We start from the raw sequence: 17693 nt of genomic DNA, 5'->3' as shown, positions 1-17693 counted from the left end.
GTCGGCGGTGGGGCGGGCGGCTGGGCCGCCGGGCCGTTCGCGGCGGCCGGGTTCGTGGCCGGGGCCGGGGTGGCGGTGGGCTGCGCCGGGGGCTGGGCCTGCGGGACGGCCGGGGCCAGGGTGAAGGTGCCGGGCTCGGGCCGGGCCTCGGGGCGCGGGTCGGGCAGCGGGGTGGCGCGCGGGTCGACCGCGCCGGCGGGGGTGGCGGTGGACGCCGGCGCGGGCGGCGGGGTCTGGGCGGCCTGGTCCTGCGCCTCGTCGTCCACGGTGATGCCGAAGTCGGTGGCCAGGCCGATCAGTCCCGAGGTGTAGCCCTGGCCGATCGCCCGGAACTTCCAGGAGCCGCTGCGCCGGTAGAGCTCGCCCGCGACGAGGGCGGAGACGCTCTCGGCGTCCACGATCGCGAACTCGGCGAGCGGGACGGCCCCTTCACCGGTCGCGGCGTCGAACAGCAGCAGCCGCAGTCCGGGCACGGCACGGAACGGGCCGCCCTCGGAGGAACCGGCCAGCACCACCCGGTCCACCCCGGCGGGCAGCTTGGCGAGTTCGACCTCGATGGTGTCGATGATCTCGGCGCCGCCGGAGGTGTGCTGCTTGGGCAGGTGGCGCACCAGCCCGGAGGGGTGGCGCGGCTGGTTGTAGAAGACGAAGTCGGCGTCCGAACGGACCCTGCCGTTGGCGCCGAGCAGCAGCGCGGACGCGTCCACGTCCGGCGCACCGGGCGTGGCGCTCCAGCGCAGCACGGCGCGGACCGCCGCCGCCGGCAGTGCGATGTTGGCGCCCTTGGCCATCACGTGCGTCATAGCGGACCATCCTGCCTGTTCGCCACCCCTTCGGACAACGTGACCGGGACCGTCGGCGTGGGGGCGGACTTTGCCAAGACTTGCGCCGGATCGAGGTTTGCGGGCGTCCTCCCCTCGACCGTCGGGTGATCGGTCCGGGGGCGTGCCGGGGCGGGCCGGGCGCCGGCGGGCGGCGGTGGGAGTCGGACCGGGCTCGCGCGGGATGTTCCGTGAGTTCAGTGCCCCGGCGCCGGGAACGGCCGGAATCCGTCCGTACGATGGACGTTCGAACAGGCCCCCGGGGGCCTGTTCGAGGGGAGTCCGTCGGCGGTGCGTGCAGGTGAAACCGCTGGCCGGAGGCCGTCCGTCCCGCCGTCCGTCCCGCCGTCCACCCCCGAGGAGAGCACCGTGCGCCATTTCGGCCACCTCGCCGACGACGTCCGCGCCCGGCTGTTCCTGGAGCAGCCGCGGACGTTCACCGCGCGGAGCGAGCCGGCGGTGCTCGCCACCGCCCTCGGCGGCACCCTCTACAGCCCCGCCACCAGGCCCGCGCTGGCGGCCGACATCCGGAAACAGGCGGCGCGCGGTGTGGTGTCGATGGTGCTCTGCCTGGAGGACGCGATCGCCGACCACGAGGTGGGCGCGGGCGAGCGGAACCTGGTCGAACAGCTGACAGACCTGGTCAATGATTTCACCGACCACGCACAGGATCATCCACTTCTCTTCATCAGGGTTCGTGCCGCCGAGCAGATCCCCGACCTGGCCGAACGGCTCGGCCCGGCCGTCGGGCTGCTGAGCGGCTTCGTGCTGCCCAAGTTCACCCCGCGCAGCGGCGCCGGCTACCTGGCCGCCCTCGCCGCCGCCGAGGCCGCCACCGGGCGGCGACTGTTCGCCATGCCCGTCCTGGAATCACCCGAACTCGCCCACCTGGAGACCAGGCGCGACCAGCTCTTCGGCATCGCCGACCTGCTCGCCGGCCACCGCGAACGGGTGCTCGCCGTCCGGCTCGGCGTCACCGACCTGTGCTCCGCCTACGGGCTGCGGCGCTCGCCCGACCTCACCGCGTACGACGTGGCGCTGGTCGCAGCCGTGATCGGGGACGTGGTCAACGTGCTCGGCCGGGCCGACGGCACCGGGTACACGGTGACCGGACCGGTCTGGGAGTACTTCCCGGTGCAGGAGCGGATGTTCAAGCCACAGCTGCGGCGCACCCCGTTCGCCGCGACCGCCGGCACCGCCCGGGCCACCGGCGAGGAGGTCCGCCGTCGGATCATCGAACACGACCTGGACGGGCTCATCCGCGAGGTCGAACTCGACCGCGCCAACGGACTGTTGGGCAAGACCTGCATCCACCCCGGCCATGTCCCCGCCGTGCACGCCCTCTCCGTGGTCACCCACGAGGAGTACTGCGACGCCCGCGACATCCTCCGGCAGGAGCGGGGCGGCGGCGGGGTACTCCGCTCGGCGTACACGAACAAGATGAACGAGGCTCGGCCGCACCGCGCCTGGGCGGAGCGGGTGCTGCTGCGGGCGGAGGTGTTCGGCGTCGCCCGGGAGGACGTGAGCTTCGCGGAGCTGCTGTCCGCCTGCCTGTGCGGCTGACGCTCGGCAGGGCTCTGGGCGACCTCCGGCCGACTTTCTGGCCGAGCTCTGGGCGACCTTCGGCCGACACGTGTGATCCGACCGACCAGCACCACCGACCAGCACCACCGAAGGCGGGACCAGCAGTGATGAGAGCGGAACAGCGGCGGACCGGCGCGGAGCAGGGTGCGCGGGGCGGCGGGTCGGAGGGCGCGCGGGGCGGTGCGTCAGTGGATGCGCGGGCCGGTGCGTCGGAGGATGCGTGGACCGGGAGCTGGGTCGCCGAGCGGGCCGGGATCGCGCTGACCGGATCGGAGCGCCTGCCCGAACTCGTCGGTCTGGCCCTGCGATCCGGCAATCCCAAGCGCGCCCACCTGCTGGTCTCCAGCGTGCTCGGCAAGCACGTCCCGCAGCGGCCCGCCGTGGTGCACGGCACCGGAGTCGAACTCGGCCGCCGGGTCCGCGCGCTGCTCGGCCCCGAGGCGGCCGCCCGGGCCGTCGTGCTCGGCTACGCGGAGACCGCCACCGGCCTGGGCCACAGCGTCGCCGACGGCCTCGACGCGGCCTGTCTCCACTCCACCCGCCGCCCCGTCCCCGGCGTGCCCCCGCTCGGCGGCTTCGAGGAGGAGCACTCCCACGCCACCGGGCACCTGCTGCTCCCCGCCGACCCCGAACTCCTTTCCGGTGGCGGGCCGTTGGTGCTGGTGGACGATGAACTCTCGACCGGCCGTACCGTCCTCAACACCATCCGCGAACTGCACGGCCGCCACCCGCGCGAGCACTATGTGGTGGTCGCGCTGGTCGACCTGCGCTCGGCCGACGACCGGCGCCGGCTCGCCGGGGCCGCCGCCGAACTCGGCGTCCGGCTGGACGTGGTGGCCACCGCGAGCGGCGGCGTCGACCTGCCCGAGGACATCGTGGCCAGGGCCGAGCGGCTGATCGCCTCGGTGCCCCCGGCCGCGCTGCCCCCGGCCGTCGAGCCCGCCCCGCTGGTCCGGGTCGAGCTGGACTGGCCCGCCGGACTGCCGGACGGCGGGCGGCACGGCTTCACCGCGCAGGACCGGGAGCGGCTCGACGCCGTACTGCCCGCGCTGGCCGGGCAGTTGGCGACGGCGTTGGAGGCGTCGACGTTGGAGGCGTCGGGGCTGGGGGCAACGGCGCTGGGGGCAACGGCGCTGGGGGCAACGGCGTTGGAGACGACGGCTTTGCGCGAGGGCAAGGAGGCGTCGGCGTTGCGGGAGGGCGGGGCAGTGGCGGCCGGGGCGGCGGAGCGGGTGCTGGTGCTCGGCTTCGAGGAGCTGATGTACGCCCCGCTGCGGCTGGCCGAGGCGCTCGCCCAGCGGCTCGGCGGCGACCGCGTCCGCTACTCCACCACCACCCGCTCGCCCGTCCTCGCCGTGGACGACCCCGGCTACGCCATCCGTACCCGGCTGGCCTTCCCGGCCCACGACGATCCGCAGGACGGCGCCTCGCGCGAGCGTTACGTCTACAACGTCGCCCCCGGCGCGGACGGTACCCGCCGCTTCGACGCCGTGGTGCTGGTGGTGGACGACGTAGCCGACACCCCGGCCCTACACCAGGGGGAGTACGCGCTGCTGCGTCAGCTGCGGCAGGTCACCGACCGGGTGGTCCTCGCGGTGCTGCCCTCGCACCGGCCGGCACTGCCCACCCCGCTGTACGGGCCGGAGTTCTCCTCGTACCGCAGGGAGGACGTGGCCTGGCTGCTCAAGGACCTCTCCGAGGTGGCGCTCGAAGCCCCCACCGAGGAGCGCGAGGAGGCCGTCCAGCAGGGCGGCGCGCACTACGCCGAATCGCTGCCGGTCGAGTACCGGCCCAGCCCCGACTACCAGGAGCTGTTCCACCAGGCGCTGCGCGGCTCCGCCCGCCGGATCGCCCTCGCCGTCGGCACCGTCGCCGAGACCCTGCTGCGCGAGCGCGGGCCCGGGCTGGTGCTCGCCTCGCTGGCCCGGGCCGGAACGCCGGTCGGCATCCTGGTCCGCCGCTGGCTGGCCTTCGCCCACGGTCTGGACGTGCCGCACTACGCGGTGTCGATCGTCCGCGGCCGGGGCATCGACCAGGTCGCCCTGCGCTACCTGGCGGCCCACCACCCGGCGGCCGACGTGGTGTTCGTGGACGGCTGGACCGGCAAGGGCGCGATCACCCGCGAACTCACCGACGCGCTGGCCGGCACCGCCTTCACACCGGACCTCGCGGTGCTCGCCGACCCCGGCCGCTGCGTCCGCACCTACGGCACCCGGGACGACTTCCTGATCCCCTCCGCCTGCCTCAACTCCACGGTGTCCGGGCTGGTTTCACGCACGGTACTGCGCGCCGGACTGATCGGCCCCGGAGACTTCCACGGAGCCAAGCACTACGCCGAACTCGCGGGCGGCGACGTGTCGGAGGCCTTCCTGGCCACGGTCGCCGACTGCTTCGGCGACGTCCGCGCCCACGCCGTCGAGGAAGCCGTACGGCTGGCCGCCGACCCGGACCGCACCCCCGACTGGGCCGGCTGGGCCGCCGTCGAGCGGATCAGCGCCGAGTACGGGATCGACGACGTCAACCTGGTGAAGCCCGGCGTCGGCGAGACCACCCGGGTGCTGCTGCGCCGGGTGCCCTGGCGGGTACTGGCCCGGCGCGGCGCCGGAGCCGACCTCGACCACGTGCGGCTGCTCGCCGCGCAGCGCGGCGTTCCGGTCGAGGAGGTGGACGGGCTGCCGTACAGCTGCGTGGGCCTCATCCACCCCCGCTACAGTCGGGGCGCGACGGGGGCGAGCGGGCGGGCCGTGACGGGGAGGGAGTCCTGATGGCCGGCGGGGTCGGGGCGATGGGTGTGTCCGGAGCGATCGGTGCGATGGGTGCGTCCGGGGCGGCCGGTACGGCTGGTTCTGCCGGCGCCGCCAGTGTCGCCGGTATGGCTGGTACGGCTGGTGTGCTGGTGGCGAGCGACCTGGACCGTACGCTCATCTACTCGGACCGGGCCCTGGCACTGGACGGCCCGGACCACCGCGCGCCGCGGCTGCTCTGCGTCGAGGTGCTGGGCGGGCGGCCGCTGTCCTTCCTGACCGAGCGGGCCGCCGCGCTGCTCGCCGACCTGGGCCGGGAAGCCCGCTTCGTACCCGCCACCACCCGGACCGTCGAGCAGTACCGGCGGGTCAACCTGCCCGGCCCACAGCCGACTTACGCGATCTGCGCGAACGGCGGGCAACTGCTGGTGGACGGCGAGCCGGACCACGACTGGCGCCACGAGATCACCACCCGGATCGCGGCCGGCTCGGCGCCGCTCGCCGAGGTGGTGCGCCAGCTCGCACTCTGCGCCGACCCGGAGTGGACCCGCAAGCGGCGGATCGCCGACGAGCAGTTCGCCTACCTCGTCGTCGAACGCGACCGGCTGCCGGACGGCTGGCTCACCGAGCTGACCGGCTGGTGCGCCGAACGCGGCTGGCGGGTCTCGCTGCAGGGCCGCAAGGTGTACGCCGTGCCGCAGCCGCTCACCAAGAGCGCCGCGCTCGCCGAGGCCGTCCGGCGCAGCGGCGCGGGCACTGTCCTGGCGGCCGGGGACTCGCTGCTCGACGCCGACCTGCTGCTCGCCGCCGACGCCGGATGGCGCCCCGGGCACGGCGAACTCGCCGACAGCGGATGGGCCGCCCCCGGCGTCACCGCCCTCGCCGAGACGGGGGTGGCGGCGGGGGAGGAGATCGTCCGTCGGTTCCTGGCGGTCGCGCGCGGCGTGTCGTCGGCGGGGCTGCCGTCGGTGGGTTAGCCCTCGGTGGGTTAGCCGCAGCACCCGCCGCCGCAGCAGCCCCCGCCCCCGCCCGGGGCCTGCTGCGGGGCGCCGCCGGCCGCGCCGGTCACGGCGACGGTGGACAGCAGCTTCACCGCGTCCGGGTGCCCCTGCGGGCAGACGGCGGGGTCGTTGGCCTGCGCCATCGGGCGGCGGAGCTCGAAGGTGGCGCCGCAGGAGCGGCAGCGGAAGTCGTAGCGTGGCATACCCGCAGAGTACCGATGCTCGGTCCGCACCGTCACCGGTGGCCGAGATCGCCGCGGATCATGCCGATCACCCGCGCCGCCGCGTCCCGCACCGCCGCCAGCTCGGTCAGGAAGAACCAGTAGTCGGGGTGTCGGCCCGCCGCCTGGAGGGTCGCCACCGCGCGGTCCAGCCGGGCCACCGCCTCGTCCAGCGGGGCGGCGTGCCGCGGATCCGGCGCACTGCGGCCCGCCATCGCCAGGCGCTGGGCGTCCCGTACGGCGAAACGGGCGCGCTCGACCTCCCGGTTCGGATCGTGCTGCACCTCGTTCAACTGCCGCAGCCGCTCGTTCACGGCCACCACCGAACCGTCCGCGGTGTCCAGCAGCGCGCGGACGGTGCCGATCGCCGCCGTCGCGTCCGCCCAGCGCTGCTCGTCCCGCGCCCGGGACGCCTCCGCGAGCTTGCCCTCGGCGGCCCGGCCGGCCTCGGCGACCTGCTCGGGCACCCGCTGGAGGTCCTGCCAGCAGGCGGTGCTGAACCGGCGGCGCAGCTCGCTCAGCGCCGGATCCACCGTCCCGGCCTTGGTCTCCAGCGCCTGGATCCGGGTCCGCAGACTCGACACCCGCCGGTCCAGCTCCCGCGCCCGCTCGGGCAACTGCGCGGCATCGGCGGTGATCGCCTCCGCCCGCAGCCGCACGTCGTCGGCACGCCGCAGCGTCGCCGCCACCCCGTGCCGCGCCGCGCCCTCGTTCAACCGCCCCAACTCGGGCGCCAACTCGGCCAGCCGGGCCGCCAGATCGTCGGCCCGCAGGCCCGCGCCGCGCACCTCGTCCAGCGTGGTCGTCGCCCGCAGCAATGCGCGCTTTGCCTGCTCCACGGCCGGGGTGACCCGCATCAGCTGCTGCTCGGCGTGCTGCAGGGTCGGCTGGAGACGGCCCAGGAAGTCGGTCAGCTCGGCGCGGGCCGAACGGAGCTGGCCCTGCACGTCCGCCAGCAGACGCCGGGCCTGGGCCACCGAACCGGCGTCCAGCGCCTCGTCGTCCAGATTGTGGGCGTCCAGCGCGGCCAGGTAGTTCACCGTGACCTGCTCGACCCGGCCGGAGATCGCCGGCAACTCGGCCAGCACCCGCTGCGCCGCCGCGCCCTCCTCCGCCGCCCGGACGGTCTCCACCGCCAACTGCAGCTCGCGCTGCGTCTCCTCCAGCTCGTAGAACGCCTCCTGCGCGGCGGCCCGCGCCTCCCGCGCCTCCGCCCGCACCCCGTCCCCGGCACCCCGCCGACCCCACCAGCCACCACTGCCCGCCGACGCCAGCGCGACCGCCCCCAACGCACCCGCCAGCACCACCGGCACCACCAGCGCGTCGCCCAGCGCACTCCCCGCCCGACGCCGCCCCCGCCGCCCGCTCCCGCCGGCCACCGCCACTGCGCGCTCCCTGCTCCGACCCGCTGATCCGCGCCCATTCTCCCCGATCCCCCCGCCCCACGGGGACCCCGGGGCTCGCCCCACACCACACCACCCCGCCGGACCAGGTACCCTAGGCTCTCGTCGTGCGCCCACCGGCCACGAACGGGGGCGCGTAGCTCAGTGGTAGAGCGCTGCTCTTACAAAGCAGATGTCGGCGGTTCGAAACCGTCCGCGCCCACCCAAATCGGACATAATTTCAGGTCGAAACGGACAATCGGGGCGCGTATCGTATGCCCCCTCGCCTCCGGGCTTCCTGGCCCCTATCTGGCATCGTCGCAGGTCAGAGGTGCATTGGGCCCGTGGTGACATCTGCTTCGCGAAAGCGGCAATCATGCCCCTCTCGGGGCTTCCCCTGAAGAAATGGCAGGTCAGGGCGGGTCTTCCGGTCGATTGACCGTGTTGGGTGATCTCTGCTTCCGTTGGGCAGGGGTCACCTATGTGGAGCAATGTGACGCCGCAGGTCAGAGTGGGTGTGACAGGGGTTGTGGGGCTTCCGGAACACATTCAGCACACATGGCGTGTGATCACGGCGGCTCGGCAATCACCGACGACCGTCCTACCCCGCCCACCCGACGCGACTTGCCGCCGATGCCTACCGGGCGGGCCCGAGGCGGGACCAGGTCGAGATCCTGTGCACCGTCGCCACTTGCACCGGCGCTGCCTGGCTGACCGGCCCCCGCAACTGGACGATGCGGCCCTGGCTCAGCCGAACGCCGCCGAGCAGATCGGCACTGTGCTCGCCGACCGCCGCCAGCTGACCACCAAGGCCGCCCAGCTTGAGCAGCCGAAGGTAGAGGAGCAGCGCCAACCGACCCTCGCCGCGCCGAACGCCAGGCCCACCACGAACAGCTCCAGCAGCGCGGCGCACAGCCCACCCGAGCCCCCTGCGGGGCATGATTCAGCGACAAGAAGCCGGACCGGCAGGCGTGCTGTCGAAACTCGTGAACGAACATGACGCCCATGCCGTTGGGGTCGTAGACGCGGGCGAGGTGTTCTCACGGCACAAAACCGCCAGCAGATTCAGGAGTACCAGACGGTCGAGAACAACCTGACCTCCCTCGCCCGCATCCTCCATCTTCCAACCGACATGACTGAACAGGCCATCAACCTGATGCGCGCCCTGATCCACGGAGGTCACGCCTGGCACTGGGGAAGCGATCGTTACCAGTACGGCGCGGACATCACCGCCAACCTCCACTCTCTCGAAGACGCCTTCGGCATCGGCCTCCCCGGAACACCATCCCCCACGCCACGGCCACAGCCCCACCGAATCGGCGAGGCATTCCCGGGACGCGGAAGCGCGTTGGCGCTGGGTGGTGATCAAGCTCGACGGTGAGTGGCGACCGGGCCAAGTGAAGCGGTGGCGGCTACACCAGCAGTCCCGTCAGTGGGTCGCACTGGTCCGATGGGGCCCTGATCTGCTGGACTGGGGCTGGTACATCTACGACTCAGAGACGATCCGCCAGGTTCGGGCGCCGGCTGCCGGTACCGGGCCGGATGCCTGGTGAGTGGCGACAGCACCGGCAGAGCCACAGCACCGACCGCCGCGATGGGCGCGTCCTGTCGTGGAATGATCTGGTTTCCGGGGGCTGGGTGATCGCGGTCCCAGAAGCGGACTTGCTGGGCCTTCGCAGGGAGACATGATGAGCGTCGGGGCGGGAACCGCAGAGCAACTTGGAACCAGGCTGGCACTGTTGGCAGTCTGTGCAGTGGGCTTCCCGATCGCTGCACCCCTTGTACTGACACCGGTGTACAGGTTCAGTCGCCGAGCGGCCGTGGGGCTGCGCAGGGTGGTGAGTCGCCGAGGTCGCGTTCTGCTGCGCTGGCGGGCGGTTCGATGGCTGCGGGAACGTGGGACCGTGGCCCAAGTGAGTAGGGCACTGCGACATTTCGAGATCCCGCTCCGGCATCGAGCGCAGATGCGTGATCGCCTGCTGGAGAACCAACTGCTCGTACTCGTGGGACTGGGAGCGCTGCTACCGCTTCCTGCCGTACTGACGTGGCAGCTGATCAACCTTTTCGACGAGCTCCGGAAGGCAGAGCCGGCGGGAAACCTGATCCAGGGCTTGTTCGGTCCCCTCGCCCTCGTCCTGATGGTTGTGGCGGTCTCCGGCGGGGCAATCCGCCTCATCGCCTCGCAGAACGCCTCGCCCTGCGTCAAGGCCGTCTGCAATGCCCTGATCCTTACCCAGGAGACCGCCCTGGGCCAAGCAACGACCTCACAAGTGATCACGTCGGTCGACGGCGCAGGGAAGTTCCTGGTCGGACGGGCCCGCATGGACCCGAACACGTATCTGCGGAAGGACATGGTCGCCCACGCGGAGCAGGTACACGAAGCGCTACGGGCCAAGGCACGACAACTACAGATGTCAGGGTCGCAAGCAGCCGGGGACTTGGCTCCCCTTCTGGCGAAGCTGCTCGACGCCCTGAGCGCCGAGACCTACCTGAACCTGCTCGACCCCGAAGATCTGCCTGAGCCAGCACCAGCACCGGCACCCTCCCGGCGACGAATCGCCGCACTGGTGCTGCTCGGCCTGGGACTCCTGCTCGCGGTCTCATGGGGAATGACGGCACTGGGAGCCCCGGGAACGGTTGTTACGCCGGCACTGGTCGTGGCGGCAATAGTCCCCCTGTACATCTGGGGTGGACCGCGCTTGGTGCGAGCCCAGGACCTTCTGCGCTTGCTGACCGGTGGCCTTCTCGGCCACCCCGAGCCACCGACAGAAGTTGCCACGGACACGCAAGGCGCTGAGCTTGAATCGCACACGGCCACGACGTCCAGCTGATCGGCATGGCACGGCGTAAACCCTGATGCTGTACTCCAGGGACCGGAGGGACACAGCAAGCCATGGGATGACGAAAGCGGTCACCACCAGGGTTTTCCGGCGGCGGTGTTGGCGGACGGCAGCGAGCCGGCGCCGTTGCCGGACGGGCGCACCACCTGGTGGCTCTACAACGGTGCGGACGGTCCGCGGACAGTTTCGGTGCGTGGTGGTTGCAGCTGTGGCTGGCGGGGTGAGCGGGTGCACCTGTTGGACTTCGGTGATGACGCGCGGACCGAGGCGGTGGGCGAGGCCATCGGGCCGTTCGCGGACTGGGAGTGGCACGTCGACCTGGCCGAGGGTGTGGTGCCGCCCGAGGTCGAAGACCTGGTCGCAGCGCTGGTGGACCGGATCTGCGACCTGACGGAGGGCAGGCCGTACGCTGCCGCCCGTGCGGCTTCCCGCTTCGAGCGCGCCGCGGCTTCGACCGCGCTGATGGCCGGCCGCAAGGCCCGCAGCAGCATGATGACCTGGGAGTACATCGGCCGCGCCTTCGGCTGCGGGCCGCAGGAGGCGCTGGAGCGGTTCGGCGAGACGCTGAACGACGACGACCCGGGCGATGAGGCGTAGACCGTCGGCCTTCACGCTTCGGGCAGGCGGCGGACCATGGCTGCCGACGCCCCGGCAGCAGCCGACGCTATGCCCGACCCAGGCGTTATCTACAAGCAGTGGACAACTCGGCCCGCCGGGTTGCCGGTTCAACCGGGTCGCCCTGGCTGTCAGCGCTGGTGACGACCAAAGACTGAACCGACCAGGTTCAGCGGGGCTTGACGCTGAACCGGTCGGTGAGCCCCTGCACGAGGAGCCCGTGGGCGCGGAACTGGGTCTCGACCGCCGCCGGGTCGGCCCAGGCGTCGGCGTCCGCGAGCGCGATCACCGGCTTGCGCAGGGCCTGACCGAACTTGCGCATGGTCTCCTCGGTGATGATGCGGGTGCCCGGCGGTGCGACCGCGTTGTACTCCAGGGTCTTGGACCGGTGAAGCAGAACCGGGGTGGCGCTGCAAGTGCTGTCGTAGGTCTCCTGGAACCAGTTCATCGAGTGGGCCAACTGCGCGACGTCACTTCGCCAGATCTTGTCCGAGGTCGCGCCGGACTTCGCCTCCAGCACCAGGTAGCGGAGATTGCCGATCGCCCACAGCACGTCGGGCCCGTTGCGGATGGACTGTTCGGGGCGCTGCGCCGCGAAACCGAGGTGAAGTCCGAGGCGCTCCAGAGCGGACTCGAAGGCCGGCACCCGGTTCGGGTCGTAGGCCAGGTCCGCCAAGAGCGAGTCGATGCCTAGGAGCAGGCTGTTGCGGTCCTGGTAGGTCGTCTCCAGGTACTTGGCGGCCTGGACCGTCTGCAGGTTGTTCGCCGTGAGCCGGGTGGGCTTGATTCCCTCCAGCGGGCGCAGGAGCGACGGGTTGTAGGCCAGTGCCTTCACCAGGGTCTGCTGGGCCTTAGGGGCGTCGGTGAAGTGCTGGTAGGCGGCGAGCTGCTCCTGGAGGAAGCCGCGTTCGGCCGGGTCGGTGGCCTTGGCCACGGCCTTGCTCATGTGGCGGGCCGCCTCGCCGAACTGACGCAGGGACGCCTGGTCGAACGCCGCCCGGCTGTGCGCGGCAGCGGGGGAGAGAGCGGTGGTGGTGTAGGTGGCTTCGGCGAGGGCGCCGCTGGCGGTCTTGATCCAGCTGGGGTCACGGCCGAGCACCTGGCCGATGACGGACTCGATCCTCGTCAAGGTGTCTTCGTCCCCCTGCGCGAGGCTCTGGGCGACCTTGCGGGACAGGTCGATCTGGGCGCGTGTTGCAGGTCCGAAGCGCTCTCGGTACTGAGGGGAGGCGATCAGCTGGGAGAGGCGGGGGCCCAGGAGCAGCACCACGCAGTGGTCGCTACGGGAACGGACACCGCGGCCCATCCCCTGCTCCAGGCGCTGCAATTGGCGGTTCACCATGCCGTCGGAGTCGCCGAGCAGGATCTGTTCGCGTCGGGTGATGCCGCCGTAGGCTTCGGGCAGGCCGTCCATGACCAGCACTTCGCACGCCTTGCCGGGCAGGTTGATGCCGTCGTAGGTGTTCACCAGCACCACCAAGCCGACGTGGCCGGTGCGCAGGGCGCGGACCGCCTTGCCGATGCCCGCAGGGTCGGACTCGGTGATGACGGCGTGGTCCTTCCAGGCCAGAGCTTGCCGCTTGGAGGGCACGAGGACGACGACGTTGACACGCTCGGCCATGCGTACGGCCATCTCGCGCACCGCGTCGTCGGTGACGGACGGGTCGATGTCGCGGGGTGCCAGGATAAGCCGGTCACCGAGGTAGCCGGCGCTGGCCGGGGTGATCGGGCGGGCGATCGAGTCCGGGTCGGCGGCGAAGTCGGTGACCACGACGCTGTCGTCCGCCAGGGTCGCGGTCAGGTGCACCCGCCGGCGGGCACGGGTGAAACTGGCGATCTTGCCGATGGGCGGGTGCGGCGGCTGGATCTCCAGCCGGTCGTGGGTGAACACCGCTCGACACACCGGCAGGACGTCCCGCACCAGCGGCCACGACCACTGCAACTGCTCGTCGTCGCGCAGGCCCTGCAAGATCTCGGTGACCTCGCTCTCGCGGTTGGCCCAGGCCCAGAACGGCACCTGGAGCACGGCGGAGGGCACCGCAGTGGTCAGGTCGAGGTAGATGCTGTGCGACTGGAGCCGCAGGTCCTGCTCAAACATGGAAAGGAGCCGGTCAAACGCCTCCGGGTGCTTGTCCTTGGTGACGGTCATCGTGAACTTCTCGCGGACGATGGCGAGCGCCGCGTGGGCGTCGTCCACAACGAGGGTGCCGACGTCGACGATCGGGCGCCGCCCGTCGCCGAGCAGCCCGAAGATGCTCTTGCCGTTGACGAAGCGGTTGAGGCTCAGCACGCAGATCGCCTCGCCGCTGGTGAACTGCGGCGAACGAGGGTCGTCGGTGACGGCAAGGCCGATCTTGCGGGCCTCCTCAGCCGCCTCTTCGGCAAGATGCGAGTTCGGCGCGAGGTAGAGGACGGGCCCCTTGCCCTCATTGAGGCTGGACTGGCAGATCAGCAGGCCAACCACGGTCTTCCCGGCGCCGGTGTTCATCTTGATCACCAGGTCCTGCTCGTGCCGCTGCTCGAACCAGGTCTGGAGCACCTGCCCCTGCGGGTCACGCAGGAACTCGTAGCGCTCGGCCCGCGGCAGGGAGTCGAACAGCACCCGGGGGTCTACGGGCGCGGGGGCGGCGCCGGAGTCGAAGACTGAGAAGTCGATCACCACGAGGAACTCCCGCAAGGTATGTGCCCGTTGTGGCGCTCAACCGGGCCACAACTGGCAGGCTATCCGACCGGATTTCCGGGGCTGAGTGAGGCGCTCGTGCAGTACTAGGCGTGCCAGCTCGATGGCGGCTGGCCCGAGCCTCAGCACACTGACATCGAGCCCGTCAGGGTCGGAGACATAGACGGTGTCGGCGATCAGGATGGCGCTGTTGACCAGAAGACCCCCGCCTCCGCGTAGACGGCCCCTTTCGCCAGGTCAGGCAACGGCTGGCGTTGCTCCGGCGCGCGGGCACGATCTCGGAGGTGTGGGGCGCGCTCTCCCTATTGGGACCAGAATGCGGTATGGAGTAGTGCCCGGCTGACGGTCGCATAGAAATCGGTGTCCTCAGGGCGGTTGGCATCTTTCAAAGCTTGGAAGACTGCGGCGATCTCGATAATACCGTGTCCATCATTCTCATCGAGAAGCAACTGGCCGATGCGAAAGCGGACCTTGAGTAGCAGACGGTCGTCCGACGCGCGACAGGAAGCCAGGTCGTCCACGAGTGTGCGGAGATGATTCAGCGCCTCCTTCAGGTGCCCAAGGTGTGCCAAGCAGCAACCGTGCCTGAAACGGCACCACGCGGCCTTTTCCGCATACTCACGTCCAAGGGCCTCCAACTCTCCTGTGAGGTGGGCGAAGCGAGGAAGCGCCTCACCAATCCGGCCCCCCTCGAAGAGGACCTGGGCCTGTGCGAGCCGTACATTGAGCGGTAGGGGATCGCTTGGGACGGCAGGCGCTATCACTCGGGCGTAGTTCTGCGATGCCGGATTGCTCGGACCTACTACGTTCCGTCCTACCAAGTTGAGCTGTTCACGGAATTCCTGAGCGGACGCTGGGCGGTCGCTCATCCGTTTCGCCAACCCGGCCATGATGACCTCTTCCAGCACGGGGTCGACGCCAGGGCACAGCAGACCTACCGGGTTCGGGGCGCGCTTTAAGTGCTTGAGCATGACACTCGGGACATCATCGCCAGAGAACGGCGGTTGGCCGGTGAGGAGTTCGTACAGCACACAGGACAGGGAGTAGAGATCGCTACGTGGAGTTACGTCGCGGCCCTCCAACTGCTCGGGGGGCATGTAGGTTACGGTGCCCAGCACCCTGTTGCCCTGGGTCAGTCGTGCCTGATCCGTTCGGAACATCCTGGCCACCCCAAAGTCTAGGACGATGACTCGTTGGTCGCCGGTAAGCATGAGGTTGGCCGGCTTGATGTCTCGATGGATGACCGGGACTGCGTGGGTGTATTCCAGCACGTCGCAGATCTGAACAGCAATGGAAACGACCTCTTGCTCGGTAAAGCGGCGTCCTTCCCCGATGATCTCCGCGAGGTCTCGGCCGAGAACATATTCCATTACAAGATAGGGCCTATCGTGGCTGGGCCCCAACCGGGCGTCGAGGAATGCCGGAATGCCCGTGTGCTTCAATTGTGCGAGCAGTCGGGCTTCCCGATTAAAACGATCGGCCAGCTCTTTCGGGTCGCAGGGACCCGAAATTTCCTGATGGATTAGCTTGACGGCGACGGTTTGCTTAGAGTCGCGATCAAGCCCGAGCCAGACCTCTCCCATCGCGCCGCTTCCGAGTAGCTGGCGGAGCTCGTAGCGCCCGTTTATTAGGCGCCATTCATTCCGCACCAGAACCATCGCCCGTTGCGTCCGTGTCAGTCAGGATTTCCTCGGCGAGATCAACGAGCGTACCCTCGCCCGGCAGGTACCAACGAGCCGGGCCCTGTACTGAAAGAGGCCGTTCAGTCCACCCGGCCTCTTCCCATATCTGCATCACCAGCGCAGTCGGCGAGTAGCGCCTATCGTCTACCGCCCAGATCAGGGGCTTGCGAACATCGTTGACCCAGGAAGCGAGGCAACGCTCCGGGGCTTCGCTCATCCAGTCGTGAAGTGCATCCCTCTCTATGTCATTCGTGGGCCGATAGATCAGTTGAGCCCCGTCCTCGATACGACCGTGCTCCACCAGCACAGGAACGGAGTTGGGGCGTCGCTGCTTGCGGGCCGGGTGCTGAGGGGCAGAGGGCCGTTGATCAGTGCCCTGCCCCATGGATAGCAGCACACCCGATACCAGGTGTCGGCAGCTCTCCTCGTTGCGAAAAGTCCGGTTAACGATCCTGTACTGGCCGTATCTGGCGTTCAGTTGATCGCGGAGCCTAGCAAGAATAGTAGCGGTCCGCTTAGCGGTAGGTTCTAGCCGGTCTTCCCAATCGTCGCCCGGATCTTCGATATCATCGATGCCAATTAGTTGGAACGCGATGTGGACGATCAGCAGGTCAGCCTGTTCCGCAATGACACGGTCACGGCCTTCAAGGCTTTCGGTAAGAGATGCCAATTCATCGCGGACCGCACGCATGAGCCTGACCGATCGCCAGACCTGCAGAGCGGAAGGTCTGCTGCCGAAAAGCTGGAGGTAAAGCCCATCGGGGCCTCGGCGCCACAGGGCATCCAGGTCTTGCCGAGCGCGGGCGGCCATCGAAGCATCCGGGTGCGAACAGGCAAGGGCAAGGGCTGCCTCGACTACACTGCACCCCGCGGCTGGTGCCGGCTCCTGCTCGCCTCGCTTGAGGACGTACGACTTTCCTAGCGACAGAGAAAAATCCTCACGGATGAGCTCCTGCTGAGGATCGAGCGCAGCGAAGTCCCTTTCCTCCACGCTGTTTTGCTTATTTGTGGCCCGGGTGATCCGTTGCGCAAGATCAGTGGGAGCACCCTCCAGGCAGATCACTCGAATTGAGACGGCTGCATCCTGGACGGCCTCTGAGTCTCGCATGTAGGCGTAATGAAGAGAAGCGACAGTCTGCGCGCCATTGACGACCCGGGCATTGATCATCTCCAGATCCACTGAATGGCCTGTCGGGTGCCGAAGGCTGGAGTACCTAGGGCGGATCGAGTCGCACAGAACCGTGATCCCGTTGTTGAAGTACCAGAACTCATGGGGACTGTCCAGCAAGGTGTCGACCATGCCCGTGTTGACGCTGGTAAGCCCCAATGAGTAGCGAACATTCTGATCGAAGAGTTTTTCTCCGTGTTCCGCATACCATGCCGCCGGCTGGTCGGCCGGAAGGGTCCCGACAAACGTCTGATAGGGAATCGTATTCGTGTGCCAACCTGGATTCAGCCTGGCCTTGAGCAATACCGGCGCTGGGCGGGTTTCCCGCCGGGCAGCGGCATGGAAGTCGGCGAAGCTCAGGACGCGAAAGTCGAGCAGCTCCCCGTGCCTGTTGTACTCCGCTACCGCCTCGTCTAGTAGGCCCTGCCCCTCGCGCGTCAGGCCGTTCTCGCCCAGGGCCGCCAGGACGAGGTGGATTCGCGGCGTATACCCATTGAGCACCGAATTGATTTGATCGCCGAGCCGCTGGAACTTTCCATTGAACCGGTCATACTGATGATCAAGTAGCCGTTCGAGGCCGTGCAGCAGCTGCGAAGCGGCCGTCCCGTCCAGTCGCGCCGCTCCCTTGTTGCTCCACTTGGCCTGGACCAGCCAGATCTCACCAGTAACGGGTGAGACCAGCACGGCGTCGATGCCGTGGTCGTCGGCGCCGTCTGTCACCGCCTCTGCCGCCTCCGCTGCTGTGCAGTCGGCGACCAGCATCACTGCCTTGGCGGCCAGGGCTCGTGAGAGGAAGGCTTGCTCGCGCTCTACCTCGGCGAGACCGGGGAGGTCGGTCAGGTCCAGGAGGCCCGCGAATTGCCGGGTCAGGGCTTGGTGCACCTGACGGACCTGCAACGGCATGCTGGTGCGATCTTCCATAGTGACCCCCCTTCAGGTCGATTGCTTAGGGATA

Annotated in this window: 12 protein-coding genes and 1 tRNA gene; 6 read left to right on the top strand and 7 right to left on the bottom strand. The window is 69.7% G+C overall.

Annotation, left to right across the window (positions count from 1 at the left end; translation table 11 throughout):
- Window positions 1-803: TerD family protein (locus BG452_RS09645; RefSeq protein ID WP_188303790.1), on the bottom strand; the 803-nt coding region annotated here is incomplete at its 3' end.
- Window positions 804-1190: 387 nt separating this feature from the next.
- On the opposite strand from BG452_RS09645, the gene BG452_RS09640 reads away from it, so the two are divergent.
- The 3 genes from BG452_RS09640 to BG452_RS09630 all read left to right on the top strand — a co-directional run bounded on the left by BG452_RS09640 (window position 1191) and on the right by BG452_RS09630 (window position 6126).
- Window positions 1191-2384, top strand: a complete 1194-nt coding sequence (locus BG452_RS09640) for an HpcH/HpaI aldolase/citrate lyase family protein (RefSeq protein ID WP_188303802.1) — start codon at window positions 1191-1193, stop codon at window positions 2382-2384.
- A 128-nt stretch (window positions 2385-2512) separates the two neighbouring features.
- Window positions 2513-5170: a phosphoribosyltransferase gene (locus BG452_RS09635; protein ID WP_188303789.1), complete on the top strand. Its 2658-nt coding sequence runs from the start codon at window positions 2513-2515 to the stop codon at window positions 5168-5170.
- 107 nt (window positions 5171-5277) lie between these two features.
- The gene (locus tag BG452_RS09630) at window positions 5278-6126 is read left to right on the top strand and encodes an HAD family hydrolase (protein WP_188303788.1); all 849 of its coding nucleotides are present in this window, start codon (window positions 5278-5280) and stop codon (window positions 6124-6126) included.
- An 11-nt stretch (window positions 6127-6137) separates the two neighbouring features.
- Here BG452_RS09630 and BG452_RS09625 read toward each other — a convergent pair whose 3' ends face one another.
- Both BG452_RS09625 and BG452_RS09620 read right to left on the bottom strand, forming a co-directional pair.
- A complete protein-coding gene (locus tag BG452_RS09625; RefSeq protein WP_188303787.1) occupies window positions 6138-6353 on the bottom strand; it encodes an FmdB family zinc ribbon protein in 216 nt (71 codons plus the stop codon).
- A 32-nt stretch (window positions 6354-6385) separates the two neighbouring features.
- Complete coding sequence (locus tag BG452_RS09620; protein ID WP_317620968.1) at window positions 6386-7756, bottom strand: hypothetical protein; 1371 nt, start codon at window positions 7754-7756, stop codon at window positions 6386-6388.
- A gap of 148 nt (window positions 7757-7904) precedes the next feature.
- Here BG452_RS09620 and BG452_RS09615 point away from each other — a divergent pair.
- Window positions 7905-7976: transfer RNA gene (locus BG452_RS09615), tRNA-Val, on the top strand.
- 414 nt (window positions 7977-8390) lie between these two features.
- Here the strand turns inward: BG452_RS09615 and BG452_RS09610 are convergent.
- Window positions 8391-8606, bottom strand: a complete 216-nt coding sequence (locus BG452_RS09610; protein ID WP_188303786.1) for a hypothetical protein — start codon at window positions 8604-8606, stop codon at window positions 8391-8393.
- Between the two features lie 1111 nt (window positions 8607-9717).
- Between BG452_RS09610 and BG452_RS09605 the strand changes: the two genes are divergently transcribed.
- Together BG452_RS09605 and BG452_RS09600 are read left to right on the top strand one after the other, a co-directional pair.
- Window positions 9718-10584 carry a hypothetical protein gene (locus BG452_RS09605; RefSeq protein ID WP_188303785.1) on the top strand — a complete coding sequence of 289 codons (867 nt, stop codon included), beginning with the start codon at window positions 9718-9720 and terminating at the stop codon, window positions 10582-10584.
- Between the two features lie 237 nt (window positions 10585-10821).
- Complete coding sequence (locus BG452_RS09600) at window positions 10822-11190, top strand: hypothetical protein (RefSeq protein WP_188303784.1); 369 nt, start codon at window positions 10822-10824, stop codon at window positions 11188-11190.
- Window positions 11191-11377: 187 nt separating this feature from the next.
- Here BG452_RS09600 and BG452_RS09595 read toward each other — a convergent pair whose 3' ends face one another.
- From BG452_RS09595 to BG452_RS09585, 3 genes are all read right to left on the bottom strand, one after another.
- On the bottom strand, window positions 11378-13867 hold the full coding sequence (locus BG452_RS09595) for a DEAD/DEAH box helicase (RefSeq protein ID WP_317620967.1): 2490 nt from the start codon (window positions 13865-13867) through the stop codon (window positions 11378-11380).
- Window positions 13868-14190: 323 nt separating this feature from the next.
- The gene (locus BG452_RS09590) at window positions 14191-15546 is read right to left on the bottom strand and encodes a serine/threonine protein kinase (RefSeq protein WP_223241978.1); all 1356 of its coding nucleotides are present in this window, start codon (window positions 15544-15546) and stop codon (window positions 14191-14193) included.
- Window positions 15527-17659, bottom strand: a complete 2133-nt coding sequence (locus BG452_RS09585; RefSeq protein WP_188303781.1) for an AIPR family protein — start codon at window positions 17657-17659, stop codon at window positions 15527-15529. The genes BG452_RS09590 and BG452_RS09585 overlap by 20 nt, the downstream gene beginning before the upstream one ends.
- Window positions 17660-17693 lie beyond the last annotated feature (34 nt).

Source organism: Streptomyces sp. CBMA123 (assembly GCF_014596465.1).
Classification (GTDB): Bacteria; Actinomycetota; Actinomycetes; order Streptomycetales; family Streptomycetaceae; genus Kitasatospora.
This window is presented reverse-complemented; position numbering and strand designations above follow the sequence as displayed.